The sequence below is a fragment of the Devosia pacifica genome, from assembly GCF_014652635.1.
GTDB classification, from domain to species: Bacteria; Pseudomonadota; Alphaproteobacteria; order Rhizobiales; family Devosiaceae; genus Devosia; species Devosia pacifica.
On sequence record NZ_BMZE01000001.1, the window covers coordinates 59,868 to 85,128 of the forward strand.

Here is a 25,261-nt window from a genome sequence, read left to right on the forward strand (position 1 = left end):
CAGACTGCTCACGCGAAGTGCAGGCTTACCCGCCGATTGATCTTTCCCTTCTTCTCGACCTTTCCGAGGCGGACCGGGCCAATTTCTGCTGTGCTTCGAACATGCGTGCCACCGCACGGTTGCAGGTCAACATCACCAATGCGAACAAGGCGGACCTGCCCCTGTCCCATTGGAGGTTTGACTGCCATTGTCTTGATCAGTTGCGGTTGCTCCGCAAGTTCCTGATCGCTGATCCACTCGACCAACACGGGATGATCGTCCGCAATCATCGCATTCAACTGAGCTTCAAGCGCAGGAAGGTCTCCGGGTACTTCCGGCATATCGAAGTCGAGACGGCCCTTTTCGGTGCCAACCTGTCCGCCGGTCACGGGAAATGCAAACACCACCGACAGCAGGTGTAGCGCACTATGCATACGCATCAGACGATGCCGTCGCTCCCAATCGATTTCGAGCGTAACTTTCTCTCCAGCAGCGGGAAGGTCGGCATCGGCCCCCGTGAGGTGGGCGATGCGGGTCTTGTCCCCATTCGGGTGAACCGTATCGACCACATTGAAGGACGTGCCATTCGACCGCCTGATCTCGCCGGTGTCTCCCGGCTGCCCGCCGGAAGCTGCATAGAATATGGTCTGATCAAGGAGAACACCGCCTTTGTGGGTGGCTTCCAGCACGGTCGCATCGGCTGATCGCATGTAGCTGTCGGCGCGAAACAGAAAGTCGGTCACGGGAACTCCTTGTTAGAGAATAGGGGAGAAAAGGCGCGCAGCCTGAGTGATAAAGCGCCACAAAAGTGGGCGGCCCGCGACCTCAGCCCTTGAAACTTTGCGGCAAACCTCAAAATCCTTCAACAGCATGGTTTCGACGCTGGCTATCGTATCGCGGTGTTGAAACCACAACGTGATTTCGAAGTTGATCGCAAACGACCGGTTGTCGAAATTGACACTTCCGATACTGGCGATCCGGTCGTCCATCAGCAGCACCTTTTGGTGCAGGAACCCGTCGGTATAGCGATACATGGACACGCCATGGTCAACCATGCCGTCAGCATGCGCGATGCTCGCAAGCCAAACAAGCCAGTGGTCCGGCTTCTCCGGCAGCATGATGCGAACGTCGACGCCACGCATCTGCGCCGCAAACAAGGCGGTGCGCACATCGGTGTCGGGTACGAAGTAAGGGCTTACAATCCACAAACGCTCACGTGCCTGAGCTATCACGTCGGTGAAGGCAATGGCGCATTCTTCCAGCCTATCCGCCGGGCCAGTGCCCATGACCAAAACTGACTGGTCGCCAGGTGTGGCCACGAGGTCCGGTGGATCGCCGGGAAGCATTTCGCCCGTCGCCCACTCCCAGTCCTCGCGGAATACGAGAGCACACGCCAGTGCAGCTGGTCCCCGTACCCGCACATGTGTATCGCGCCATGCCCCGAAATGCGTGTCTTCGCCAAGATACTCGACCCCGACATTGTGGCCGCCGACCCACGCAGTTTCTCCGTCCGCGACCACGATTTTTCGGTGGTTGCGATAGTTCAGCCGTGCGGGACCGTAAAACTGCAGGAATTTGTGACGCTGATTGAATGCGGCAATTTCGATGCCTGCAGCGCGCAGCCGTTGTCTGTAGGCGGCTGGAAGGCTTGAGGAACCGACCTCATCGTAAAGAACGTAGACAGAGACGCCAGCCCGTGCACGCTCAATGAGTTTATCGGCCAGTTCGCGGCCCAGGCGGTCATCTCGCAGTATGTAGAACTGCACGAGCAGGTACCGCTCTGCCTTTGAGATGCCATCGAATATGGAACCGAACGTCTCAGCGCCATCAATCAGCAGTTCGACTTTGTTTCCGGCGAGGAACGGGAGTTCGGCGACACCCGTCAGCACCGGCCACTGATGAGAGGCTTCACGATCTATGAGAGCAAGATCTCGGGCGCGCACCGGCCGAAGGGTTCTACCCAACTTGATCCGGTCTATCGCGTAGTCGTCGAAAAACTTCCAGCCAAAGACAAGGTAGAGGAACGCGGTTGGAAATGGCAAAAGCAACAAGGAAAGCAGCCAGGCAATGGAGCCCTGCGAGGTCCTGGAATTCATGACCTCGCGAACGGCGCAGACCACCGCGAGGAGGTAGTTGGCCGCTAGGACGACGGCAATCAATTCCATGTCGGCCTGCATCGCCTGCAGGATATCGTCTATGCCCAGCATCAGCTTGAGATAGACAATTCAGCGACGCGTGTCGAATGAATGCGATGTCGCATCAAGCGCCGCGAAAACGATGGCGATCGCCTACGCTGCCACCGTTTTTCTCAGAGTATCCTCGCCGATGACACAGTCTCGGCCCGCGCCCTTTGCCGCATAAAGGCATTGGTCCGCTCTCTCGACGATAGACTGAGGAGTATCGTCGCGCCGCAGGGTGGCAACACCGATGGACACGGTAATGCGACCGAGCTTCTCCTGGGTGGAGCGTTTGAGCAATTCCTTGCCATGAACCGCCATACGCAGCTGCTCTGCCAAAGCTTTCGCACCCCGCAAATTCGTTGCAGGAAGGATCGCGGCGAACTCTTCGCCGCCGTAGCGGGCGGCAGTGTCACGGTTTTTGACATTAGCCTTGAGAGTCATCGCCACCAGCCGGAGCACTTGGTCACCTGTCTGATGGCCATAGGTGTCGTTGAACTTCTTGAAGTGATCGATATCGATGAGCAGCAGTGCCAGCGGCCGCTCCTCCAGGTGTGCCCGCTTGACCGCAGCGTCGAGCGTGTTGTCGAAGTTTTTGCGGTTGGCAATATTCGTTAGCTGATCTGTAAGCGACTCGCGTCGAACATCGTCGAGGTCGCGCTGCAGCACAGCGATATCCTCACGCGAGACCTGCAGTTGGCTCTCGAGCCTCATGTTCACGCTCTGCATGTCGCGCGTTTCTGCCATCAGCTTGACGACAAGGCTTTGCAGTTCTTGTGGTGACAAATCGCTTTGCAGATCTCCGCTCGCTGCCGCCAACGAACCGGAGTAAGAGCTGGCATTGCTCATTGCGTCGTCGATTGCCTGGTGAACGGCATCGAGCCGCTCATTCATCTGCGCTGAAACCTTGGAAATTCGGTCGCTTGCGTCGACCTTGGCGAATTCCGCGCAGAGCTGATCGGCCAGAGACATGCCCGGCATGTCACCGCGCCGGAAAATCTCGTTGATACGAGCGTTCAAATGAGGATTTGTGCCCGATGCGTAGGTGTAGAGCACTTCGTAGTACTGCGGAAGTGGCGGAATTCCGCCACGTTTAAGCAAACCTATAGCCGCTTCCGAATAATCGAAAGCGCGCTTTACGTCATCATCCGGCACGTGACCCTCTCTTGCCCTAACCCCCAAAGGCTGCGGGAGTCTGACCCCCGCAATGTTAACACCCGGTTAACACGCGCCACTTGTTCACGGGTTTCACTTGCCTGCTTCAGTCACGAACTGCTGACGTAAATAAAACCTAGGTTCTATCCGCCACTGAACGCAGCAAAAATGCCGGAACAGGGCTATCCGGACCAAAAGGCGAGTTGGCAGGAATTTCGGCTGCGGCCTCGTTTTTATTTGATCGGCTCGCGGAACGCTTGCGGCCTCTGGAACGCTTCGGCTTCTCCTCGTCCGATACAGACGGCGAAGTGTCCGATGCGGCAGGGGCATTGTCCGCCTCCTGCTTCGAGGTCTTCCTGCGTGACCGGCGGGATGGCGCCGGCGCGGCTTCGGTCGCCTCGTCAGATTGCGCGGCGCCAGTCTGCTCCGTCCAAGGTATTTCGCGCTGTATCAGCTTCATGATGGCGTCGAGATACTTGCGGTCGGCTGGCGCAACAAGCGTAAAGGCGCGTCCGGACCGACCAGCGCGGCCAGTCCGGCCGATACGATGCACATAATCTTCCGCATGCACCGGCACATCGAAGTTGAAGACATGGCTGACCGCCGGGATATCGAGGCCACGAGCCGCAACGTCACTCGCGATCAAAAGCTTCAGGCGATCGGACTTGAATGCATCAAGCGTTTCGGTCCGGCTTTTTTGGTCCATATCGCCATGCAAGGCGCCGGCGCTGAAGCCGTGCCGCTGCAGTGAACGCGCAAGCGTTGCAACATCGCGTTTGCGATTGCAGAAGATGATCGCGTTGGTGAGACCGTCTTCAGCGCGGATCTGCCGGCGCAGAGCGTCGCGCTTTTCCTGCGGTGTCGCGCTTACCTGGATAAGACGCTGATCAATTGTTTCGGCCGTCGAGTTCTGTCGGGCGACTTCGACCTTGACGGGATCGCGCAAGAACTTGCGCGTCAGCTTTTCAATTTCCGGCGGCATGGTGGCCGAGAAGAACAGCGTCTGGCGGCGTGGCGGAAGCAGCGAACAGATACGCTCGATATCGGGAACGAACCCCATATCCAGCATGCGGTCCGCTTCGTCGATTACGAGAATCTCAACGCCGTTCAACAAAATCCGCCCGCGCTCGAACTGGTCGAGCATGCGCCCTGGCGTCGCAATCAAAACATCGGCGCCGCGATCGAGGATCTTGTTTTGCTCATCGAACGAAACGCCCCCGATCAGCAGGGCAACAGACAGCTTGTGGTTCTTTCCGTACTTCTCGAAGTTCTCGTGAACTTGTGCCGCGAGCTCTCGCGTGGGCTCGAGAATCAGCGTTCTCGGCATGCGCGCGCGGGCCCGGCCGCTTTCGAGCTGCGTCAGCATCGGCAGCACAAATGAAGCAGTCTTGCCAGTGCCGGTCTGTGCGATCCCGATGACATCCTGGTGTTCGAGCACCAGTGGGATCGCCTTCGCTTGTATATCCGTCGGCTGGGTGTATCCAGCCGCTACGACCGCATCGGTGACTTTGCGTGACAGGCCGAGGCCGGTGAAATCTAGTGTCAAAACGTGTGTCCAGTCCTACGTCTCGGCTTCGCGGGGCGATGGCTCGAGGATTCGCATGATGGTGGTGCCGGAGGGCGGGCAGGGGTCATACTGGCCCCAAAGCCGCTAAACAGGCAATGTTTCAGACTGAGCCAAAGCAGGCAAAACAATGCACTGCCCAGGACGCAATCGTAGGTGCCGCGACTGCGCGGACCATAGCGTAAAGACGTTTCAAGTCAACGATATTTCAAGTCTTGGATAATGAGACAGCGCCTATATGTCGAGGTCGGTAACGAACGCTGCATTCTCCTGAATGAAGGCGAAACGAGATTCCGGCTTATTTCCCATCAGCCTGTCGACCGTGATCTTGGTCTCGTCGCGATCGTCCAGTATTCGCACCTGCTGAAGCACACGAGTCTTCGGTGACATGGTTGTTTCGCGCAGATGCGCGAATGGCATTTCGCCCAGACCCTTGAACCGCGTGACTTCAACCTTGCTCTTGCCTGTGAATTCGGTGCGCATGAGTTCTTCGCGATGCTTGTCATCATGCGCATACAAGGTCTTGCCGCCCTGCGAAATTCTGTAGAGCGGAGGCATTGCGAGGTAGAGGTGCCCCTGATCGACCAGTTTCGGCATCTCCTGGAAAAAGAACGTGATGAGCAAAGACGCAATGTGCGCCCCGTCGACATCAGCGTCGGTCATGATGATGATCTTGTCGTAGCGCAGATCCTCTTCGCGATAGCGATCGCGCGTGCCGCACCCCAATGCCTGGACCATGTCCGAAATAAGCTGGTTGGCCGCGAGCTTCTCCCGGCTCGCACCAGCCACGTTCAGGATCTTTCCGCGCAGGGGCAGAACTGCCTGATTGGAACGGTTACGGGCCTGCTTTGCACTGCCGCCAGCGCTGTCACCCTCAACGATGAAAAGCTCAGCGCCTCCCGCTGCCGTCTGCGTGCAGTCGGCGAGCTTGCCGGGAAGGCGAAGCTTTCGGGTGGCGCTGGCGCGATCAATTTCGCGCTCCTTGCGGCGGCGCTGACGCTCCTCTGCCCGCTCTACGGCCCAATCGAGCAGCTTGCCGGCCTGATGCGGAGATGCGGCAAGCCAGTGGTCGAACGCATCACGAAGCGCCGTGTCAACGATACGGGTAGCTTCACTCGATGCCAGCTTGTCCTTGGTCTGGCCGACGAACTCAGGCTCGCGGACGAAAACGGAAAGCATGACGCTGCAATTGGCCAGGACGTCGTCCGCGGTCAGAAGCGAGGCGGCCTTGGTCTTGGTGAGTTCGGCGTAGTTTTTCAGCCCCCGCAGCAGGGCGGAGCGCATACCCGTTTCGTGCGTGCCGCCATCCTGCGTGGGGATGGTGTTGCAGTATGAAGAAACGCCTCCATCTCCGAGCGTCCAGGCTATGGCCCATTCGACCGCTCCGTGTGACCCTGGACGACCTGCCTTCCCCGCGAAAATATCGTCTACAATGCGGGTCTCGCCTTCGATGCGATTGGCGACGAAATCCTTAAGACCGTCCGGGTAGTGGAAGACCGCTTTGGCCGGAACATCGTTTGTTGCAAGGCTTTCGTCGCAGCTCCAGCGCAGTTCCACGCCGCCAAACAGATACGCCTTGGCACGCGTCATCCGGAACAACCGCAAGGGCGACAGGTGCGCCTGCGCCCCGAAAATATCTGCGTCAGGGTGAAACTTCACCATGGTACCGCGCCGATTGTTGACCCGGCCCACCGTTTCGACGTCGCCCTTTGGCTTCCCGCGAGAAAAGCTCTGGCGGTAAAGCATCTGGTCGCGAGCGACTTCGATGATGAGATCGTCAGACAGCGCATTGACGACGGAGATGCCGACGCCATGCAGCCCGCCGGATGTTTCATAGGCCTTGGAGTCGAACTTTCCTCCAGCATGCAACGTCGTCAGAATGATCTCGAGGGTGGAGCGCCCGGGAAATTTCGGATGCTCTTCCACCGGGATGCCCCGGCCATTGTCTGTAACGGACACGTAGCCGTCGGCCCCAAGATGCACCTCGATCCGGCTGGCATGGCCGCCAATCGCCTCGTCCATACAATTGTCGATGACTTCTGCGAAAAGGTGGTGCAGCGCGGTGGCATCGGTGCCCCCCACATACATGCCGGGACGTCGGCGGACCGGTTCCAGCCCCTCCAGCACCTCGATATCCATGGCCGAATACCCCGAAGGGGCGGTCGCGTTAGGCGCAGAACTTGCCTTTCGACGGGGCGTGCTGACCTCTTCTGCAGCCTTTGCGGCCGGGTTCTCTCCGAAAAGATCGTCTGCGTTGGACATGGTTATCCTGTGTTGATGACGAATCGCTGCGTGTCGCGTTGTCAGTATAACAGCACGCAGTGTCGCAACTTGACCGGAAGTGAAACTGGTGGGTCAATGCCGAGGTGAACGGCGGATGAACGGAGTGCTACGGCTGTGTTCAAGTGGCTTGCGGCATTGCTTGCTAATGACAGGCAGCTTCGCCCTTCTCAATGGAGACATACATGCCAATCCTAGGTTCCGCTTTCAAGCGTTTCGGTCTCGGTGCCGCCGGTGCGGCAATTTTGGCGATCGGGTTGGCCGGCCCTGTGGCGGCGCAGCCCTCTTTCAACTTCGAGCTCACGCTGCCAGGGGATCTTCGAGGGGCGGGCCCAGGCGTTTCGGTACAATCGGGCAGGGGTGGCGATTGGCAAGCGGACCGTGGCCAGTCGCATCGCCGGGATCGGTCAGGTTACACCATGCGTTGCCTGACCGACTGGGAGATCGTCGACGGGGTATCCCGAAACGGCTTTTATCGCGTTGAGATCATTCGTGAGCACCGGCGCGATCATGTTGAGGTGACAGGGGTGCAGAATGGCTGGCTTATCGGGATGACTGTCGATCGGTGCACAGGCGAGGTATGGGATCTTCAGCGCCTTCACCGTGTTGAGCGCGGTGGTTACCGGCGTCGTTGGTAGGAGAGGGGCCCAGGTAATGCTCATCTCCACTCGATTACGTTCGGCGGTTGGAATGGCTGGTATGCTGGTGCTGATTGCTGCCACCGTTCCTTCTATGGCCCAGGGCCCACGCGCCTTTGGCCTCCAGTTCGGTTGGGACGATGATCGACGGACTGTCGAGCCGAGAGGGCCAGAACGGGCGCTATGTCTGACCGATCATCAGATCCGCGAAGCAATCAGCCAGCGCGGCTACACGAACATCTCGCTTAACGCGCCGAGCGGAGACGTCATCCAGGTCAGGGCACAGCTGAGCGGACAACTTTTTTTGCTGCAGTATAACCGCTGCACAGACACGATCGAGGGCGAGCAGCGCCTAGGCCAGCGCTGAGTGTCCCGAGATCGATCGACGCATTTACCAACCGTTTGCTTTCTCGAAGCACTTTTTTAAGGGCGGCTGGCTATAACTCCAAACATACGGTGTGTGTTTGGAGTAACCGTATGCGAAGCGGCAAAGACGGCAGTTCTGCGTATATAACGTCTTCGGCGTTTCTTCCTGTTTCGATGAGATGGGCGTCAGCCGGATTTCCTGGTATTGCGTACCGGCTTGCCCATCTCACGGCAGCACGGCCCCTGGTTCTTGGGGTGCTCACCACGATCTTCTACTTTACCTGAAGTCTTGCTCGCCGATGTTTGGCGCGGTAAATACATTTCAGCAGTCACGCTAGCTGAGGAGGCGGCATTGACATACCTGATGCTGCAGCATCGTCAGCGTGGACCTGTCCATGCCCCACGGAGCTACACCGTGGGGCTGGTCACTCGCGGATCCTGATACACACGATTTCCCGAACTGACTGGCCTGTCCTGCGCGCTCTGCCGCGCACCAGCGCAGCCTAGCTGCGGTTCGAAAGTCGTTATCATGGGAACCATTACACTTCGCGAAGTAGGCCTTACAGTCGGCACTCCGCTGTTTTCGCATCTTAATCTCTCAATCGGCTCCGGCGATCGCGTCGGCCTCATTGCCGGCAATGGCCGTGGAAAGACCAGCCTTCTACGTATGTTGGCGGGGGATGCCGAGCCCAGCGCGGGCGACATCGTCAGGTCACGAGGCCTTAAAGCTGTGCTGGTGGATCAGGAGGTTTCGCCTGAATTTAGGGAGAGGAACGCGCGCGACGTCGTTCTATCCGGACTGGATCCGATACACCGCGACTTCGACTCTTGGCGCGTGGACGTTGTTCTCGAAAGCCTTTCAGTGCCGGAGGCCTCCCGGGATCTGCCGTTGTCGGCCCTAAGCGGCGGTTGGCAACGCATGGTGCTGATCGCTCGGGCGATGGTCTCGGAGCCCGATGTGCTACTGCTGGACGAGCCCACAAATCATCTCGACCTCGAGCGTATGCTGGATCTCGAAAACTGGATCCTGAATGTCGAACCGACGCTCCCAATGGTGATCTCGAGTCATGATCGCCGCTTTCTCGATAGCGTGACCAATCGCACGATGTTCCTTCGGCCTGAAACGTCACACGTGTTCTCCCTGCCATACTCGCCTGCACGCGCAGCGCTTGACGAGTTGGACCGGGCCGAGGAGGCGAAGCAGCAAAAGGACCTGAAGGCGGCCAAGAAGCTGCGCCGTTCCGCAGCCGATCTCTACAATGTTGGCGTCAACAGTGGCTCTGATCTGTTGCTGACCAAGGCGAAGCAGCTAAAGGCGAGAGCGGGTGCCATTGAGGCAGCGCAGAAGTCGCTGCATCAGGAGCGCGCTGGCGATATCAAGCTGACCAATAGCGGCACGCAGGCCAAAGTGCTTCTGGCGCTTGAAAATGTCGTAGTAGACAACGGTGTGGGTGACGCGCTTTTCCGTGTGCCGAAACTTCACGTTTTCCAATCAGACCGCATCGTCCTGCTTGGCCGCAACGGCGCTGGAAAGACGCGGCTGGTGACAAGGATCTCGCAAGCCATAGGCGGCGCTGATCTGCCTGGCTTCTGGGTCACGCCAAGCCTTGTTCTCGGCTATGCCGACCAGGCAATGTCGCAACTGCCGACGGGCCAGAAATGCTTCGACTGGCTCAATCGAAACTTCGACGTTGCGGACCAGAAAGGACGTGCATTGCTCGCTGCGGCCGGGCTTTCCGTAGAGCAGCAAAACCGGCCTATCGGAGAGCTCTCTCCGGGTCAGCGGGCGCGGCTCGGCCTGCTCGGACTGCGCCTGAAGGCACCAAACTTTTACGTGCTCGACGAGCCGACCAACCACGTGGACATAGCGGGATGCGAGCGCCTCGAGGAAGAGATTATCGAGAGCCAGGCTGGCTGCATTCTCATTTCGCACGATCGCGCTTTCGTCGAGGCGGTCGGCACGCGCTTTCTGATGATCGAGAGAGGGCGCCTTGTCGAGTGCGAAAGCCCGAAGCGTTTCTACGACAGCCTCGGAAGATAGGTGCAATCAAAAAAGGGCCGCCCAGTGGGCGGCCCTTCGCAACTTCCGTGTCCGCTTAGGCGGAGTAGTACATCTCGTACTCGACCGGGTGCGGGGTGTGCTCGAACTTGATGACTTCTTCCATCTTGAGGCTGATGTAAGCGTCGATGAAGTCGTCATCCATCACGCCGCCAGCCTTGAGGAAGTCACGGTCGGCGTCGAGGTTTCCAAGTGCTTCACGCAGCGACGCGGAAACGGTCGGGATGTCCTTGAGCTCTTCCGGCGGCAGTTCGTAAAGATCCTTGTCCATCGGGTCGCCGGGATTGATCTTGTTCTTGATGCCGTCGAGGCCCGCCATCAGCAGTGCTGTAAAGGCGAGGTAGGGGTTGGCCATCGGATCCGGGAAACGCACTTCGACGCGCTTCGATTTCGGCGACTGGCCGAACGGGATACGGCAGGATGCGGAGCGGTTGCGCGCCGAGTAGGCCAGCAGAACCGGAGCCTCGAAGCCCGGCACCAGACGCTTGTAGGAGTTGGTCGACGGGTTGGTGAAGGCGTTGATGGCACGAGCGTGCTTGATCACGCCGCCGATATACCAAAGGCATTCCTGCGAAAGGCCAGCATACTGGTCGCCCGCGAAGAGCGGCTTGCCGTCGCGCCAGATCGACTGGTGGCAATGCATGCCGGAGCCGTTGTCGCCATAAACCGGCTTCGGCATGAACGTCGCGGTCTTGCCGTACGCGTTGGCGACCTGGTGAGCGACGTACTTGTAGATCAGCACATGGTCGGCGGCGGCAATCATCGGCGCGAACTTGATGCCAAGCTCATGCTGCGCCGAGGCCACTTCGTGGTGATGCTTTTCGACATTGACGCCCATCGAGGCCATCGCTTCGAGCATCTCACCACGGATATCCTGTCCGCTGTCGAGCGGCGGCACGGGGAAGTAGCCCTTCTTGAGACCGATATGGTGGCCGGTATTGCCGGCTTCGTACTCAGCGTCGGAGTTGGTGCCGAGTTCGGTCGAATCAACCTGGAAACCGACCTTGTAGGTGCTGGCCGAGTACTTCACGTCATCAAACAGGAAGAATTCCGGTTCCGGACCGAACACAACCGAGTCGCCGATTCCGCTCGATCCGACATAGGCTTCCGCCTTCTTGGCGATCGAACGCGGGTCGCGGTTATAGGGCTGGTAGGTGGCAGGCTCGAGAATGTCGCAGTTCACCGCCAGGGTGGCAGCGCCGAAAAACGGATCGATATAAGCTGAATCGGCATCCGGCATCAGCACCATGTCGGATTCATTGATGGCTTTCCAGCCGGCAATGGAAGAGCCATCGAACATGATGCCTTCTTCGAAGGTGTCCGCTTCGATGGCCGTGGAATCCATCGTCACGTGCTGCAGCTTGCCGCGCATGTCCGTGAACCGCAGATCCACGTACTTGATGTTCTCGTCTTTGATCCGGCTGATTATTTCGTTTCCGGTTGCCATATGTTTCCCCTTGAATGTCGGAGGTTGTTTTAGTGCTTGTGGAGCGCCGCGTCGCCTAGGTCACTAGCCTAAAGCGCGTCGTCGCCGAATTCGCCCGTACGGATGCGGATTGCCTGTTCGATTGGATAAACGAAAATCTTGCCGTCGCCGATACGCCCTGTCTGGGCGGCCGCACGAATGGCTTCGATCGCCCGTTCGGCGAGATCGTCGGGGCAAACCACCTCGACCTTCACCTTCGGCAGGAAATCCACGACGTATTCGGCGCCGCGATAGAGTTCAGTGTGGCCCTTCTGCCGTCCGAAGCCCTTTGCTTCGGTAACGGTGATGCCCTGCAGACCGACTTCCTGCAGTGCTTCTTTGACTTCGTCCAGCTTGAACGGCTTAACGATAGCCTCGATCTTTTTCATATGAGCCTCCACGTGCCTCTTGGCGGGTACCACGCCGATTTATGCATGGTGCATGCCACACCATTGTCGGTAAGGTTTTCATCTGAGATATCATGCAATTAGGCGTAGTTGGCCACCTCAATGGCATGTTGTATAGCACCTTCGCTGGTTAAAAAGTAGGCTCTGAGGCTAATTATAGAGCAGGATGTTTGCGGTGCGAATGTGGGGCTGCCTGAGGATTAGGCGCTGCCCAGGATGGCAAGCGCAGCCGCCGCCTTGCAATCAAGCTTTGACTGGCCCGAAAACTTCGTTTAGACCCTCGCGCAACCCGGCCGACGGGCACACTTGCGGGTGTGGCGGAACTGGTAGACGCACTGGATTTAGGTTCCAGCGCCGCAAGGCGTGGAGGTTCGATTCCTCTCACCCGCACCATTACCTGGCCGAAACCGAGTAGAACAAAACGGGACAAGCACCGAATGCAGGTAAACGAGACCCTGAACGAGGGCCTGAAGCGCAAACTAAGTGTGACCATTCCGGCCACCGACCTTACGACGCGCCTGGATGCCAAGCTCGATGAACTCAAGGGCAAGGCGAACCTCAAGGGGTTCCGTCCGGGCAAGGTGCCGGTTTCGCACCTGCGCAAGATGTACGGTCGTTCGGCCATGTCCGAGGTGATGCAGGAGGCAATCAACTCCTCCGTCTCTGACACGCTCGAGCAGCGCGAAGAGCGTGCAGCCGCGCAGCCCAAGGTCGATCTGCCGGACGATCAGGCGGTGATCAATCAGGTGCTCGAAGGCAAGGCCGATCTCGCATTCGAGGTGGAGTACGAAGTGCTCCCGCCTGTCGAAATCATGTCCTTCGACGGCATCGAGGTCACCAAGCCGGTGGTCGAGATCGACGAGGCCGAAGTCGACAAGGAAGTCCAGCGCGTCTTTCGCCAGAACCGTGGCTACGAGAGCAAGGGCGATGACGCCGTCGTTGAGGACGGCGACAGCATTGGTCTGAGCTTTGAAGGCAAGATCGACGGCGAGGCTTTTGAGGGCGGCTCGTCCGACCATGCGCACCTCGTTATCGGCTCCGGCGATTTCATCCCGGGCTTCGAAGAGCAGCTTGTTGGCGCCAAGAAGGGCGAGACCAAGACGGTCGATGTGACCTTCCCTGATGACTACCAGAATGAAGAACTGGCCGGTAAGAAGGCCACCTTCGAGGTAAACATCCTGCATGTGGATGCTCCTGCTGCTGGTGAGCTCGACGAAGACTTCGCCAAGAAACTTGGCCTCGAGAGCGTCGACAAGCTTCGTGAAGCCGTACGTGGCCAGATGGAGAATGCTCTGTCGTCCATGAGCCGCCAGCACATGAAGCGCCAGATCCTCGACCTGCTCGATGAAGGGCACAAATTCGAGGTTCCGCAGCAGCTGGTTGAAGCAGAATTCAACCAGATCTGGCAGCGCGTGACCCATGAGATCGAGCATCACGGCCGCAGCTTCGAGGACGAAGGCACGACCGAGGAAGAAGCGCGCGAGCAATATCAGCGCATTGCTGAGCGTCGCGTGCGTCTCGGTCTGGTTGTCGCCGAAATCGGCAACAAGAACGAAATCCAGGTCAGCGAGCAGGAGCACCAGCAGGCGCTCATCGCCGAAGTTCGCCGCTTCCCTGGCCAGGAGCAGCAGGTTTACGACTACTACCGTCAGAACCCGCAGGCTCTCGCTTCCCTGCGCGCACCCGTGTTTGAGAACAAGGTTGTGGATTTCGTAGCCGATAAGGCCAAGCAGAACGAAAAGACCATGACGCGCGAAGAGCTGGCCAAGCTCATCCAGTCGGATGAGGAGTATGAGGCCGCTGAGCACGACCACGACCATCACGACCACTAAGGGTCGGTCGATCTACAGGGGGCCGCGTTAGCGCGGCCCTTTTTTGTTTTCTGAGGGAGCTGTCGTCATTAGCGGCAGCATTGGTGTATGGCGCAGGAACGCGCAGCGTCGGTCCTGCTGACGCCGGATCAGATGCGTGAAGCTGACAAGCTCGCGGGCGAGCGTCTCGGTCGCTCCTACGTACTCATGGAGAACGCCGGACGCACCGTCGCCGATGTGGTAATCGAGCGATACTACCAGCGTTCGGTGCTGGTACTGTGCGGGCCCGGCAACAACGGTGGCGATGGCTTCGTCGTCGCTCGCTTGCTGAAAGAACGCGGCTGGCCCGTTCAGGTGAGGCTGTTTGGCGATCGATCGATGCTGAAAGGCGACGCTGCACTGGCCGCCGCCGCCTGGGGTGGTCGCTGCGACCATCCACAGGCAGAAGATCTCGACGATGCCGACCTGATAATCGACTCTCTATTAGGCGCTGGGCTTGATCGGCCAATCGAAGGGGGACTGGCCGGTCTCGTTCAGGCGGTCAATCACACGAAGAAGCCGGTTGTCAGTATCGATGTGCCGAGTGGTATCGATGGGTTGACCGGCGAGGTGCGCGGCGTCGCGATCGAGGCCGAATTGACGGTAACGTTCTTCCGCAAGAAGCCGGGGCATCTGCTGCTCCCCGGAAGGCAGCACTGCGGCGCCGTTGTCTGCACCGATATCGGGATTCTTGATGAGGTTCTCGACCGGATCGGATCGCAGGTCACCGAGAATGGTCCGGAGTTGTGGCGCATTCCGGTACCCTCCCTTGGCGGGCATAAATATGATCGTGGGCACGCCGTGGTCTTGAGCGGTGGGCCGCTGGAGACTGGCGGATCGAGGCTTGCAGCATCTGCGGCGCTGCGGTCCGGTACCGGGCTGGTTTCGCTTGCGGGGCGCCATGATGCTCTGTTGGTCCAGGCGGCGCATGTGACTGCGGTGATGCTCAAGCCCATCGATGATGGAGGACTTGAAGGGCTTCTGAATGACACTCGCCTCAACGCGGTAGTGATCGGTCCTGCGGCCGGTGTGGGGCAGGAGACCCGCAAGAATGTTCATGCCGCGCTACAATCGGGCGCGGCGGTGGTTCTCGACGCCGATGCGCTGACGAGCTTCAAGGACGATCCCGAAGAGCTGTTCGGTGCCATCCGGGGGCGGTCTGCTCCGGTCGTTCTTACGCCGCACGAGGGCGAGTTCTCGAGAATTTTCGATCTCGATGGCTCGAAGTTGGACAGAGCGCGCGCGGCGGCCAAGCATTCCGGCGCTACCGTTCTGTTGAAGGGCAGTGATACCGTGATTGCCGACCCCGATGGCCGGGCCACTATTAATGCCAACGCGCCGGCAATACTCGGGACAGCAGGGGCGGGCGATGTGCTTGCCGGCATTATTGCCGGGCTTCTGGCGCAAGGCATGCCGGGCTTTGAGGGTACTTCGGCTGCTGCCTGGATTCATGCCGAAGCAGCAAACGCCTACGGGCATCAGGGCCTGACGAGCGAAGATCTGCCGGAGCTGATCCCGGAGGTGCTGGCATCGTTATCCTTGGACGATTACCTCTAGAGCCGATGCTTCACCACGCCACCATAAGCCGCTTGAGGCCGTGGAAGTGAAAGACGTCAGCATATTCGGGCGCTTCTGAAAGGCTTAGTGCCGGCAGGCGCTCGAACAGCACGCGCATCGCTTCCTGCAGTTCAATTCTTGCCAGCGGCGCCCCTATGCAGAAATGGATGCCTGCGCCGAAGCTCACATTCTGATTGTTCTCGCGGAAGGGATCAAACGCATCAGGTGCTGTAAAGCGTTTCGGATCGCGGTTCGCGGCTCCAAGCAGTAACCCGATGACGTCGCCCTTTTGCAGGACGATGCCGTGATCGAGTTCCATGTTTTCCAGCGCGTATCGTGTGAACATATGCAGAGGCGCGTCGAAGCGAAGGCATTCTTCGACGGTCGCTGCCGTCTGCGCCTGATCGGCGAACAGCCGTGCCGGGCTGAGACCGCTTTCAAGAATGGCCTTAACGCCATTGCCGGTGGTGTGAACGGTCGCCTCGTGGCCGGCATTGAGCAGAAGGATGGCGGTCGAGACAATTTCATCGTCGCTCAGCGTCTGCTCGGTGCCCGCATTTGCCAGCATATGAGACAGAAGATCTTCCTGGGGCGCCCGGCGCCGATCGGCCATCAGGCTTTTCAGATAGCCGATGAATGCGATGGCCGCTGCGTTAGCGTCCCGTTCCGTCTCCTCACTGACACCGAACATGTACATGCGTACCATCCGGTTTGACCACTCCAGAAGCTGTGGCGCCATGTCCCGCGGCACCCCGATCAGTTCGGCGATGACGATCGCAGGTAGCGGAGCGGCGAAAGCGGAGATCAGGTCGACTTCCCGATGCGTTTCGAAGCCATCGATAAGCTCGTGTGCCAGCTCTGCGATGCGTGGACGCAGCCGCTCCACCTGTCTTGAGACGAATGCACGATTGACGAGAGTGCGGAGGCGCGTGTGGTCCGGCGGTTCGAGATTGAGCAGTGAATGAAGCTCGGCCTTGTCGAAATCGCGCGTGTGCGCCTTCGGCTCCGGCAGGCCGATCTCCTGACGACTGGCGCGATGCAGAATCTCTCTGCCGAACCGCTTGTCGCGAAAAAGGCGATTGACCTGATCGAAGCCGGCGAAACACCAATGGCCATAGTCCGTCCAGAAAAATCCATCCCGGTCTGCGTGCCGTTCCGCATAAAACGGGTAGGGATTCTGATAGAATTGCGCGTTGCGCGGATTGGCACTTGTACATCGATCCGGCGGGATATCGGTAATCGGTCGAACCTGTACGATTGCTGCCATTTCCACGCGCCCCTTTTTGACACGCGACACTTTAGGTGCTTGATCAGCGTTCGCAATATCGGCGGCATCGGCATGCGATTAACGCGGTATAAAGTCGTGCATGTTCGGTTGCGCACCGCCGAACCATCAGAGGAGAGGGCCGTTGGCCGAACCCACCTTGAACCAGGCAATCGAGAACATCTATGCCTCGTTGCACGACGATAATCGTGAGCTTGATATGCGTATAGCCGAGCTGAAGGCTGCCATGGCGCGCGAAGGTGTCAGCGAAGCGGTGTTCGACCCCTCGAAGCTGGCGCAAAACAACCGGCAGGGCCGCAAGCTCATGCAATCGCATTTTCGCAAGCGCGGCGTAGCGGTTTCGTTCGCGAGCTGAGCGATTGTCTCAATTTGCCCGGATCTGCCGGCCTTGCGAAGCAGCGGACCGCGTCCTATTGAATGCGGTCATATTCCCGCCTATCTCTCGCTCGATGCGTTGCGGTAGCTTCACCGACCGGAACACTCCGGCGCAAACGTCACATCTGGTCAGCGCTATGGCTCCGGCTTCTGGTGCGCTTTCCGAGTATTCACATCTTGATGGCCGTAAATCCTAGTCACGGCCGCGAAGGGGCATCTACACAATGAAGGATCCGCACGATCTTTACATGAACACGCTCGTGCCAATGGTGGTCGAGCAGTCGAACCGCGGTGAGCGGGCCTTCGACATCTATTCACGCCTGCTGCGTGAGCGCATCATCTTCGTGACCGGCGTTGTCGAGGACAACATGGCTTCGTTGATTGTCGCGCAGCTGCTGTACCTCGAGTCCGAGAATCCGAAAAAGGAAATCTCGATGTACATCAACTCGCCCGGCGGCGTGGTGACAGCGGGCCTGTCGATCTACGACACGATGCAGTTCATCCGTCCACAGGTGCAGACGCTGTGCATGGGGCAGGCTGCCTCCATGGGCTCGCTGCTTCTTGCTGCCGGCGAGCCGGGAATGCGCGGCGCGTTGAGCAACGCACGCGTGATGGTGCACCAGCCTTCCGGCGGTTATCAGGGGCAGGTCACCGACATCCTGATTCACGCCAAGGAAGTGGAAGGCCTGAAGCGCCGTCTCAATCAAATCTATGAGAAGCACACCGGCCGCACCTACGAGGAAATCGAGACAGCGCTCGAACGTGATCGCTTCATGAGCCCCGAAGAAGCAAAGACTTTCGGGCTTATCGACAGCGTGTTCGAAAAGCGCGCGGCCCCCGAAGCCCCCTGATCGCGAGCGCGTTAACGCTTTCGCGTTCATGATTGGACTGTGGCCACACTGGAATTGCGTCATGCCGGATCGGCCATTAAGGTCGATTCGGCTTAGACTTTCTTAGTCCTCGAACGTTACCGTTTGAAGTTAGCGTTCTGAACGTGGGGTTAGCCCCTCAGGAGTAACTGGATGTCCAAAGACACAACAAGCGGCGAGACCTCGAAGAATACGCTGTATTGCTCGTTTTGCGGCAAGTCGCAGCACGAGGTTCGCAAACTGATTGCGGGCCCAACTGTGTTCATATGTGATGAATGCGTCGAGCTCTGCATGGACATCATCCGCGAAGAGAACAAGACCTCGATGGTCAAGTCGTCGGATGGCGTGCCGACGCCCGCGGAAATCTGCAAGGTCCTCGACGACTATGTAATCGGGCAGGGACGTGCGAAGCGTGTTCTCTCTGTCGCCGTGCACAACCATTACAAGCGTCTGCATCACGCGGCGAAGAACCAGGATGTGGAACTCTCCAAATCCAACATCCTGCTGATCGGTCCGACCGGTTCGGGTAAGACGCTGCTCGCGCAGACGCTGGCCCGCATCCTCGATGTGCCCTTCACCATGGCGGACGCCACCACCCTGACCGAAGCAGGTTATGTGGGTGAGGATGTCGAAAACATCATTCTCAAGCTGTTGCAGTCCGCCGACTACAACGTTGAGAAGGCACAGCGCGGCATTGTCTATATCGACGAGGTCGACAAGATCTCCCGCAAGTCGGACAATCCTTCAATTACCCGTGACGTTTCCGGCGAGGGTGTCCAGCAGGCGCTGCTGAAGATCATGGAAGGCACTGTCGCCTCCGTGCCGCCGCAGGGCGGGCGCAAGCATCCGCAGCAGGAATTCCTGCAGGTCGATACCACCAATATCCTGTTCATTTGCGGTGGCGCGTTTGCCGGGCTGGAGAAAATCATCGCTGCGCGCGGCGAGGGGACGTCTATCGGCTTCTCGGCGATGGTCAAAGATCCGCAGGATCGCCGCGTTGGCGATGTGCTGAAGGACGTAGAGCCGGAAGATATGGTCAAGTTTGGCCTTATCCCGGAGTTCATCGGTCGTCTGCCGGTACTCGCCACGCTCGAAGATCTCGATGAGGCGGCATTGGTCCAGATCCTGACCGAGCCGAAGAACGCTCTGGTTCGCCAGTATCAGCGTCTGTTCAATATGGAGGAGGTCGAACTGACCTTCCATGACGATGCTCTCAAGGCGATTGCACAGAAGGCTATCGAACGCCGGACCGGTGCGCGCGGCCTCCGCTCCATCATGGAAGCGATCCTTCTCGACACCATGTACGATCTTCCGTCGCTGGAAGGTGTGCAGGAAGTCGTGATTTCGGAAGAGATCGTCAACGGCAAGGACGCCCGGCCGCTCTACATCTATTCCGAGCGCAAGCAGGAAGACATGCCTGCCGGGGCTTAGCCGGCAGCGCATCGACGAACGTTATTGCGGGGAGGGCCATGGGCTCTCCCCGATGCATTTCTGGATGATGATTTGAGCGCACTGCCTGCAGAACTCGAAAACGCCTTACGCACATTGGCTGACAGCGCCAACAGACGCGTCCTGGCGGATGCCTCGGCCGGTTTGTCCCAGGGATATCGAGAGAACATCGCGTCTTCGAGCACCGTCACGTCAGCAACCGATGCCCTGGCGTATGCGATGAGCCGCATGCCTGCGACATTTGCAGCCGCGCGCTACGTGCTTGAAGAGATTGCAGAGCTACTGCCGGATTTTCAACCCGCAACGGTTCTTGACGCCGCGAGCGGCCCCGGAACCGCTTCATGGGCAGCGCTCGATTCCTGGCCAGGCATTGAGGAGGTGCTGGCGCTAGACCATAACCCGCATTTCCTCGAGGCGGGACGGTTACTATCGCTCGATGGTCCCGAAGCGCTGCGATCTGCACGGCGGCTCGCCGGGGATCTGCGAGACCCGGGCAGACTCCCTGACGGACAGCGGGATCTGACGATACTCAGCTATGGGCTGACGGAGCTCAGTGCGGCCGATGTACTGCCATTGGTGGAGGCGCTTTGGCAGAGAACATCGGGCGTCCTAGTCCTGGTCGAGCCGGGACGTCCGCACGATTACAGGCGCCTGATGCAAGCGCGCGACCACCTTCTGCAACTCGGCGCGGCTCTGATTGCGCCCTGTCCGCACGCCCGCGAATGCCCGCTACGAGAGCCTGATTGGTGTCATTTTTCAGTTCGCCTGCCGCGCAGTCGCGACCACCGTTTGCTCAAGAGCGGCACGCTGGGCTTCGAGGACGAAAAGTTCTCCTACATTGCGGTCGCACGGCCCGAACATGAACCGGCGCGGGAGTGGCAACGTATCATCAAACCAGTCGAGAGAACCAAGTTCTCAACCCGGCTCTCGCTTTGCTGCCGGGATGGCAAGGAGCATAACCTGGAAATACTGAAGCGGGACAAGCCCCGTTTCAGGCAGGTGTCTCGGCTAGAATGGGGGGATAGGGCGCCGGTTACGCCCGAAGGCTGATCCCTCAACAGTTTCATTGAGACGTTGACTTGTCTCGTGCGTCAGGGAACCTATTTATTAACCGGAATCGAGCCCAATGTTCATTCGGGCTCAATCAGAACGGGCGCCGCTTGCATCCCACCGGGCGCTCGGAAAGGATAAGAGATGTCGGAAGCAAAACCTACCGGCGGTGAACACAGCCGGGATCGGGTTTACCCGGTTCTGCCCTTGCGGGACATCGTTGTGTTCCCGGGCATGATCGTACCCCTCTTCGTTGGCCGCGAAAAATCTGTCAAAGCCCTCGAAGAAGTGATGCGTGACGACAAGCATATTCTGGTGGTCACGCAGAAAAACGCTCAGGACGACGATCCGGCTCCGGACGAGATCTACGAGACCGGCACGATCGCCACGGTGCTGCAGCTGCTCAAGCTGCCCGATGGCACCGTAAAGGTTCTGGTGGAAGGCCTGAAGCGTTCGACGATCGATCGCTATCTTCAGACTGAAGAGTACTTCGAGGCCGAGGCGAGTGCGCTCGAGGAACCGGAGCAGGATCCTGTCGAGATCGAGGCGCTGGCCCGCTCGGCGCAGAGCGAATTCGAGAACTATGTAAAGCTCAACAAGAAGATCTCGTCGGAGGTCGTCTCGGCCGTCCAGCAGATCGAAGAGCCGTCAAAGCTTGCGGATACGATTGCCAGCCACTTGGTGATCAAGATCAGCGAGAAGGAAGACCTTCTGGCGACCGTTTCGGTCATCGACCGGTTCACGAAGATTCTCGGCCTCATGGAAGGCGAGATCGGTGTGCTGCAGGTTGAAAAGCGTATCCGCAGCCGGGTGAAACGGCAGATGGAGAAGACGCAGCGCGAGTACTATCTCAACGAGCAGATGAAGGCCATCCAGCGCGAGCTGGGCGACGGCGAAGAAGGCTCGAACGAGGTTGCAGAGCTCGAAGAGCGTATCAAAAAGACCAAGCTTTCCAAGGAAGCGCGGCAAAAGGCCGAGGCTGAGCTGAAAAAGCTCAAGGCCATGAGCCCGATGTCGGCGGAAGCCACAGTGGTGCGCAACTATCTCGATACGCTGCTGGGTCTGCCTTGGGGCAAGAAGTCGAAAACCAAGCGCGATCTCGGACACGCTGAAGCTGTGCTCGATGCGGACCATTATGGCCTTGAGAAGGTCAAGGAACGTATCCTCGAGTATCTCGCGGTGCAGTCGCGTACCGGCAAACTCAAGGGGCCGATCCTGTGCCTTGTCGGACCTCCGGGTGTCGGCAAGACATCGCTGGGCAAGTCGATTGCAAAGGCGACCGGACGCGAATTCGTGCGCATGGCGCTTGGCGGCGTGCGGGACGAAGCCGAAATTCGTGGTCACCGCCGCACCTATATCGGCTCCATGCCGGGCAAGGTGATTCAGTCGCTGCGCAAGGCCGGCAAGTCCAATCCGCTCTTCCTGCTCGACGAGATCGACAAGATGGGCCAGGACTTCCGTGGCGATCCGTCCTCCGCGCTTCTTGAAGTGCTGGATCCGGAGCAGAACCACACTTTCAGCGATCACTATCTCGAGGTCGACTATGACCTCAGCGATGTGATGTTCGTCACGACGTCCAACACGCTCAACATTCCCGAGCCGCTGATGGACCGCATGGAGATTATCCGGCTGTCGGGCTACACCGAACAGGAAAAGCACGAAATTGCCTTGCGCCATCTGATCCCCGAAACGCTCGGGGAGAATGGGCTGGACGCCAAGGAGTTTGAGCTGCCGGATGAGATGCTGACAAAGCTGATCCAGCAGTACACGCGTGAGGCAGGTGTTCGTAACCTGAAACGTGAGCTTTCCAAGCTCATGCGGAAGGCTGTCGCGGAAATTCTGCGCACCAAGGCCGAGAAGATCGTTATCGACGAAGAAAAGCTGGCCGCATATCTCGGCCCGGCTGTCTTCAAGCATGGCGAGATCGAAGCCGAGGCGCGCGTGGGCCTTGTGACCGGGTTGGCATGGACATCGGTGGGTGGCGAAATTCTCACCATCGAAGGTGTGATGACGCCGGGCAAGGGCCGCATGACGGTGACCGGCAACCTGAAGGACGTGATGAAGGAATCGATCACAGCCGCCATGGCCTATGTGCGGTCGCGCTCGATCGACTTTGGCATCAAACCGCCGACCTTCGAAACGCGTGACGTGCACGTGCACGTACCGGAAGGTGCTACACCGAAAGACGGTCCATCAGCCGGTATCGGCATGGCAACCGCCATTATCTCGGTGATGACCGGCATTCCGGTTCGCAATGACGTGGCGATGACCGGCGAAATCACGCTTCGCGGTCGTGTGCTACCGATTGGCGGTCTCAAGGAGAAGCTGCTTGCGGCGCTTCGGGGCGGCATCAAGACTGTGCTGATTCCCGAGGAGAACGTCCGCGATCTTCCCGAGATTCCCGATATCGTGAAAGAAGGGCTCGAGATTATCCCGGTCTCGGTGATGGACGATGTGGTCAAGCGCGCGCTGGTGCGTGAGCCGGAAGCAATCGAATGGAACTTCGATGAACAGCCGGCGGTCTCGACGAATGTCGAGCCGGACGATGCGACAACCGGCCTGCCACACTGAGCCAAATGGCGCCCCTTGGGGCGCCATTTTTGTTTCTGAGCCAGAATCACAAGATTGTCCGGAAAGCGCGGAGAACCCGCTGATTCTGACTTGCAGGCGATAACTTTCCCGTTCATTAACAGAATTGCGCCGTTCGGCAGCCGGAGACGCCCGGAAAACCTTGCCTTTGGGTTAGAATCGCCAAAGGGTTGGCGGCATCCTGGTTCGCCATTGAGGGCGGGCAACTACTTTGAGGAACGCTGCTATGAACAAAAACGATCTCGTTGGCGTCGTTGCCGACAAGGCCACAATCACCAAGGCACAGGCTGCTGAAGCTGTCGACGCGGTATTCGACGCGATCACAAGCTCGCTGAAGTCGGGCGAAGAAGTACGTTTGGTTGGCTTCGGCACCTTCGCGGTGTCGCAGCGCAAGGCAAGCACGGGTCGTAACCCTGCCACTGGCGCTGAGATCCAGATCCCGGCCTCGAATCAGGCCAAGTTCAAGCCCGGCAAGGGCCTGAAGGACGCCATCAACTAAGACGCGCAGTCTCTGATAGCATTCATACGACCCCGCCACCTGAGTGCCGGGGTCGTATTTTTTTGACTGGGAGTTGACGCGCGTCGGCCGACGCCCTAATCAGAGCCCCACCTGCTTGGGATGTATTCCTGAAGAGGGCGATTAGCTCAGTTGGTAGAGCGCCTCGTTTACACCGAGGATGTCGGCAGTTCGAGCCTGTCATCGCCCACCAAGCCCTTGCGTTTCCATTATTTTTGACGTTGCCCGGTGTGCGAAAGCAATTCGCCGCGTCAGCTTTTCACGTACAAATTCAAGTGCGCTGGTGAGCTGCTTGAGAAATGTCATGAAATCGTATTTTGGGCGTTGACTTGGCCCAGTGTGACCAGTAAACGAAGCCCACCTCAGCGGGGCACACGCTTCCGCCTCGGGGGTGTAGCTCAGTTGGTTAGAGCGCCGGCCTGTCACGCCGGAGGTCGCGGGTTCGAGCCCCGTCACTCCCGCCATTCTCTCTTTAAAATTACTGTACTGTTTCTGTCGTCGCAGGGCTTTCGCCGTCGACGGCCGGTCCGTCTGGTAGCGGCGTTGCGATGTCGGTTTCCATGTACGGCAGATGCGCCGGCTTTGGTGGCAAGCGAAGTTTTCGACGAGTCATGTGGCCTCCGTGAGTTGTACCCTCACAACTCTGCTCGAACGCCGGTGTTGCCGTGCGAACCCGTACAGGCCACCGCCAGAACAGAGGCGGCTCTTCAGCCCCACCGCCACGGTATTGCCCCGCCGCGATCTAAATTCCTCCATCGACCGTTGAAACACTTTATTGCCGCGCGGGGTAATAGCCGCCGGTGTCTGCGGAACTTTGGAAATGAGCACTACGTTCTGCGGACATACCTCGTGCACTCTACGATCAAGGAGAACGCGCATGCGCATCCTGAGCCGTGTCGTCATAGCCGCGCTTACGGCGTCTGTTCCAGCAGCAGTTCATGCGGCTGATCTCAATACGGTTGCGATTTCTGCCCCTAGCGCAGAGCTGCCAGTCTATGATGATCCGGCGTTCGACTGGTCGGGATTTTATGCCGGGGTCTTTACGGGCGTTCAGAACAGCGATGACCGAGACACGGAGTTGGCGCTTGGATTGAACGCGGGTGTCAACGCTCAGTTTGACTTCTACCTTCTCGGTGCGGAAGTCGCAGTGCAGGGATTGACCGGGGACATAGGAGAATCGGTCCAGGGGCAGATACTTGGCCGCGCGGGACTGGTGGTGACAGACAATGTCGCTGTGTATGGTGCCGGTGGCTATGGACTCGACCTCGACGACACCGATGAAGGCGAGTACCTGCTCGGCGGCGGCGTCGAGCTGGCCGTCAACGAGGACGTCTCGGTCCGCGCGCAATACCTGCATGGCTTCGACACTGACGGCGGCGGCGACAGCAACCAGGTAACGATCGGCGCAGCCTACCACTTCTGATTCTGGCTAGAGCCGCAGTTTGAGAGGGCGTCCTGTTCGGGCGCCCTTCTTTTTGCCCAGTTGGCCGGGTGAAAAACCAGCCTGCACGAGGGCCGCAAGAATCGCTGAATGCGCCCTAACACCAGGGCCTAGCGGGAGCGCAAGAGGTTATGTTGTGCCAATGTGGGTCAATACCGCGACCTTCTGGCAACACCTGCCTCCAAATGG

General features: G+C 58.8%; 21 protein-coding genes and 3 tRNA genes. 15 read left to right on the plus strand and 9 right to left on the minus strand.

Going from position 1 to position 25,261, the window contains the following annotated elements; genetic code table 11:
• Nucleotides 1-8: 8 nt before the first annotated feature.
• The 5 genes from IE127_RS00325 to parE all read right to left on the minus strand — a co-directional run bounded on the left by IE127_RS00325 (nucleotide 9) and on the right by parE (nucleotide 7,137).
• A complete protein-coding gene (locus IE127_RS00325; protein WP_189422348.1) occupies nucleotides 9-722 on the minus strand; it encodes an alanyl-tRNA editing protein in 714 nt (237 codons plus the stop codon).
• 12 nt (nucleotides 723-734) lie between these two features.
• A complete protein-coding gene (cls, locus tag IE127_RS00330; RefSeq protein WP_189422350.1) occupies nucleotides 735-2,186 on the minus strand; it encodes a cardiolipin synthase in 1,452 nt (483 codons plus the stop codon).
• Between the two features lie 81 nt (nucleotides 2,187-2,267).
• A complete protein-coding gene (locus tag IE127_RS00335; protein WP_189422352.1) occupies nucleotides 2,268-3,311 on the minus strand; it encodes a GGDEF domain-containing protein in 1,044 nt (347 codons plus the stop codon).
• 136 nt (nucleotides 3,312-3,447) lie between these two features.
• A complete protein-coding gene (locus tag IE127_RS00340) occupies nucleotides 3,448-4,857 on the minus strand; it encodes a DEAD/DEAH box helicase (RefSeq protein WP_189422354.1) in 1,410 nt (469 codons plus the stop codon).
• 252 nt (nucleotides 4,858-5,109) lie between these two features.
• A complete protein-coding gene (gene parE / locus IE127_RS00345) occupies nucleotides 5,110-7,137 on the minus strand; it encodes a DNA topoisomerase IV subunit B (RefSeq protein WP_189422355.1) in 2,028 nt (675 codons plus the stop codon).
• A gap of 203 nt (nucleotides 7,138-7,340) precedes the next feature.
• Between parE and IE127_RS00350 the strand changes: the two genes are divergently transcribed.
• The 3 genes from IE127_RS00350 to IE127_RS00360 all read left to right on the plus strand — a co-directional run bounded on the left by IE127_RS00350 (nucleotide 7,341) and on the right by IE127_RS00360 (nucleotide 10,200).
• The gene (locus IE127_RS00350) at nucleotides 7,341-7,793 is read left to right on the plus strand and encodes a hypothetical protein (RefSeq protein ID WP_189422357.1); all 453 of its coding nucleotides are present in this window, start codon (nucleotides 7,341-7,343) and stop codon (nucleotides 7,791-7,793) included.
• A 52-nt stretch (nucleotides 7,794-7,845) separates the two neighbouring features.
• Nucleotides 7,846-8,160, plus strand: coding sequence for a hypothetical protein (locus IE127_RS00355; protein ID WP_189422358.1), 315 nt, complete (start codon nucleotides 7,846-7,848; stop codon nucleotides 8,158-8,160).
• 528 nt (nucleotides 8,161-8,688) lie between these two features.
• Complete coding sequence (locus tag IE127_RS00360; protein WP_189422360.1) at nucleotides 8,689-10,200, plus strand: ABC-F family ATP-binding cassette domain-containing protein; 1,512 nt, start codon at nucleotides 8,689-8,691, stop codon at nucleotides 10,198-10,200.
• Nucleotides 10,201-10,255: 55 nt separating this feature from the next.
• Here the strand turns inward: IE127_RS00360 and glnA are convergent, their stop codons facing one another.
• Together glnA and IE127_RS00370 are read right to left on the minus strand one after the other, a co-directional pair.
• On the minus strand, nucleotides 10,256-11,665 hold the full coding sequence (gene glnA / locus IE127_RS00365) for a type I glutamate--ammonia ligase (protein ID WP_189422362.1): 1,410 nt from the start codon (nucleotides 11,663-11,665) through the stop codon (nucleotides 10,256-10,258).
• Nucleotides 11,666-11,733: 68 nt separating this feature from the next.
• Entirely contained in the window at nucleotides 11,734-12,072 is a 339-nt protein-coding gene (locus tag IE127_RS00370) for a P-II family nitrogen regulator (protein WP_189422364.1), read from the minus strand.
• Nucleotides 12,073-12,398: 326 nt separating this feature from the next.
• Here IE127_RS00370 and IE127_RS00375 point away from each other — a divergent pair.
• The 3 genes from IE127_RS00375 (at nucleotide 12,399) to IE127_RS00385 (ending at nucleotide 15,497) form a co-directional block, all read left to right on the plus strand.
• Nucleotides 12,399-12,483 (plus strand) — tRNA-Leu (locus IE127_RS00375).
• A 44-nt stretch (nucleotides 12,484-12,527) separates the two neighbouring features.
• Nucleotides 12,528-13,922, plus strand: a complete 1,395-nt coding sequence (tig, locus tag IE127_RS00380) for a trigger factor (protein ID WP_189422366.1) — start codon at nucleotides 12,528-12,530, stop codon at nucleotides 13,920-13,922.
• A gap of 87 nt (nucleotides 13,923-14,009) precedes the next feature.
• Nucleotides 14,010-15,497, plus strand: a complete 1,488-nt coding sequence (locus tag IE127_RS00385; RefSeq protein ID WP_189422368.1) for an NAD(P)H-hydrate dehydratase — start codon at nucleotides 14,010-14,012, stop codon at nucleotides 15,495-15,497.
• 10 nt (nucleotides 15,498-15,507) lie between these two features.
• Here the strand turns inward: IE127_RS00385 and IE127_RS00390 are convergent, their stop codons facing one another.
• Nucleotides 15,508-16,764, minus strand: coding sequence for a cytochrome P450 (locus tag IE127_RS00390; protein ID WP_189422370.1), 1,257 nt, complete (start codon nucleotides 16,762-16,764; stop codon nucleotides 15,508-15,510).
• A 142-nt stretch (nucleotides 16,765-16,906) separates the two neighbouring features.
• Between IE127_RS00390 and IE127_RS00395 the strand changes: the two genes are divergently transcribed.
• The 8 genes from IE127_RS00395 (at nucleotide 16,907) to IE127_RS00430 (ending at nucleotide 24,095) form a co-directional block, all read left to right on the plus strand.
• Nucleotides 16,907-17,137 carry a hypothetical protein gene (locus IE127_RS00395; RefSeq protein ID WP_189422372.1) on the plus strand — a complete coding sequence of 77 codons (231 nt, stop codon included), beginning with the start codon at nucleotides 16,907-16,909 and terminating at the stop codon, nucleotides 17,135-17,137.
• Nucleotides 17,138-17,381: 244 nt separating this feature from the next.
• Nucleotides 17,382-18,008 carry an ATP-dependent Clp protease proteolytic subunit gene (locus IE127_RS00400; protein ID WP_189422373.1) on the plus strand — a complete coding sequence of 209 codons (627 nt, stop codon included), beginning with the start codon at nucleotides 17,382-17,384 and terminating at the stop codon, nucleotides 18,006-18,008.
• A 171-nt stretch (nucleotides 18,009-18,179) separates the two neighbouring features.
• Nucleotides 18,180-19,457, plus strand: coding sequence for an ATP-dependent Clp protease ATP-binding subunit ClpX (gene clpX, locus IE127_RS00405; protein ID WP_189422375.1), 1,278 nt, complete (start codon nucleotides 18,180-18,182; stop codon nucleotides 19,455-19,457).
• A 72-nt stretch (nucleotides 19,458-19,529) separates the two neighbouring features.
• Nucleotides 19,530-20,525: a small ribosomal subunit Rsm22 family protein gene (locus IE127_RS00410; protein WP_189422377.1), complete on the plus strand. Its 996-nt coding sequence runs from the start codon at nucleotides 19,530-19,532 to the stop codon at nucleotides 20,523-20,525.
• A 144-nt stretch (nucleotides 20,526-20,669) separates the two neighbouring features.
• Nucleotides 20,670-23,096: an endopeptidase La gene (gene lon / locus IE127_RS00415; protein ID WP_189422379.1), complete on the plus strand. Its 2,427-nt coding sequence runs from the start codon at nucleotides 20,670-20,672 to the stop codon at nucleotides 23,094-23,096.
• Between the two features lie 229 nt (nucleotides 23,097-23,325).
• On the plus strand, nucleotides 23,326-23,613 hold the full coding sequence (locus IE127_RS00420) for an HU family DNA-binding protein (protein ID WP_280516625.1): 288 nt from the start codon (nucleotides 23,326-23,328) through the stop codon (nucleotides 23,611-23,613).
• A gap of 135 nt (nucleotides 23,614-23,748) precedes the next feature.
• Nucleotides 23,749-23,824 (plus strand) — tRNA-Val (locus tag IE127_RS00425).
• 194 nt (nucleotides 23,825-24,018) lie between these two features.
• Nucleotides 24,019-24,095, plus strand: a tRNA-Asp gene (locus IE127_RS00430).
• A 14-nt stretch (nucleotides 24,096-24,109) separates the two neighbouring features.
• Here the strand turns inward: IE127_RS00430 and IE127_RS19795 are convergent.
• A complete protein-coding gene (locus IE127_RS19795; RefSeq protein ID WP_280516626.1) occupies nucleotides 24,110-24,244 on the minus strand; it encodes a hypothetical protein in 135 nt (44 codons plus the stop codon).
• A 264-nt stretch (nucleotides 24,245-24,508) separates the two neighbouring features.
• On the opposite strand from IE127_RS19795, the gene IE127_RS00435 reads away from it, so the two are divergent.
• Complete coding sequence (locus tag IE127_RS00435) at nucleotides 24,509-25,054, plus strand: outer membrane protein (RefSeq protein ID WP_189422383.1); 546 nt, start codon at nucleotides 24,509-24,511, stop codon at nucleotides 25,052-25,054.
• The last annotated feature ends 207 nt before the right edge of the window (nucleotides 25,055-25,261 follow it).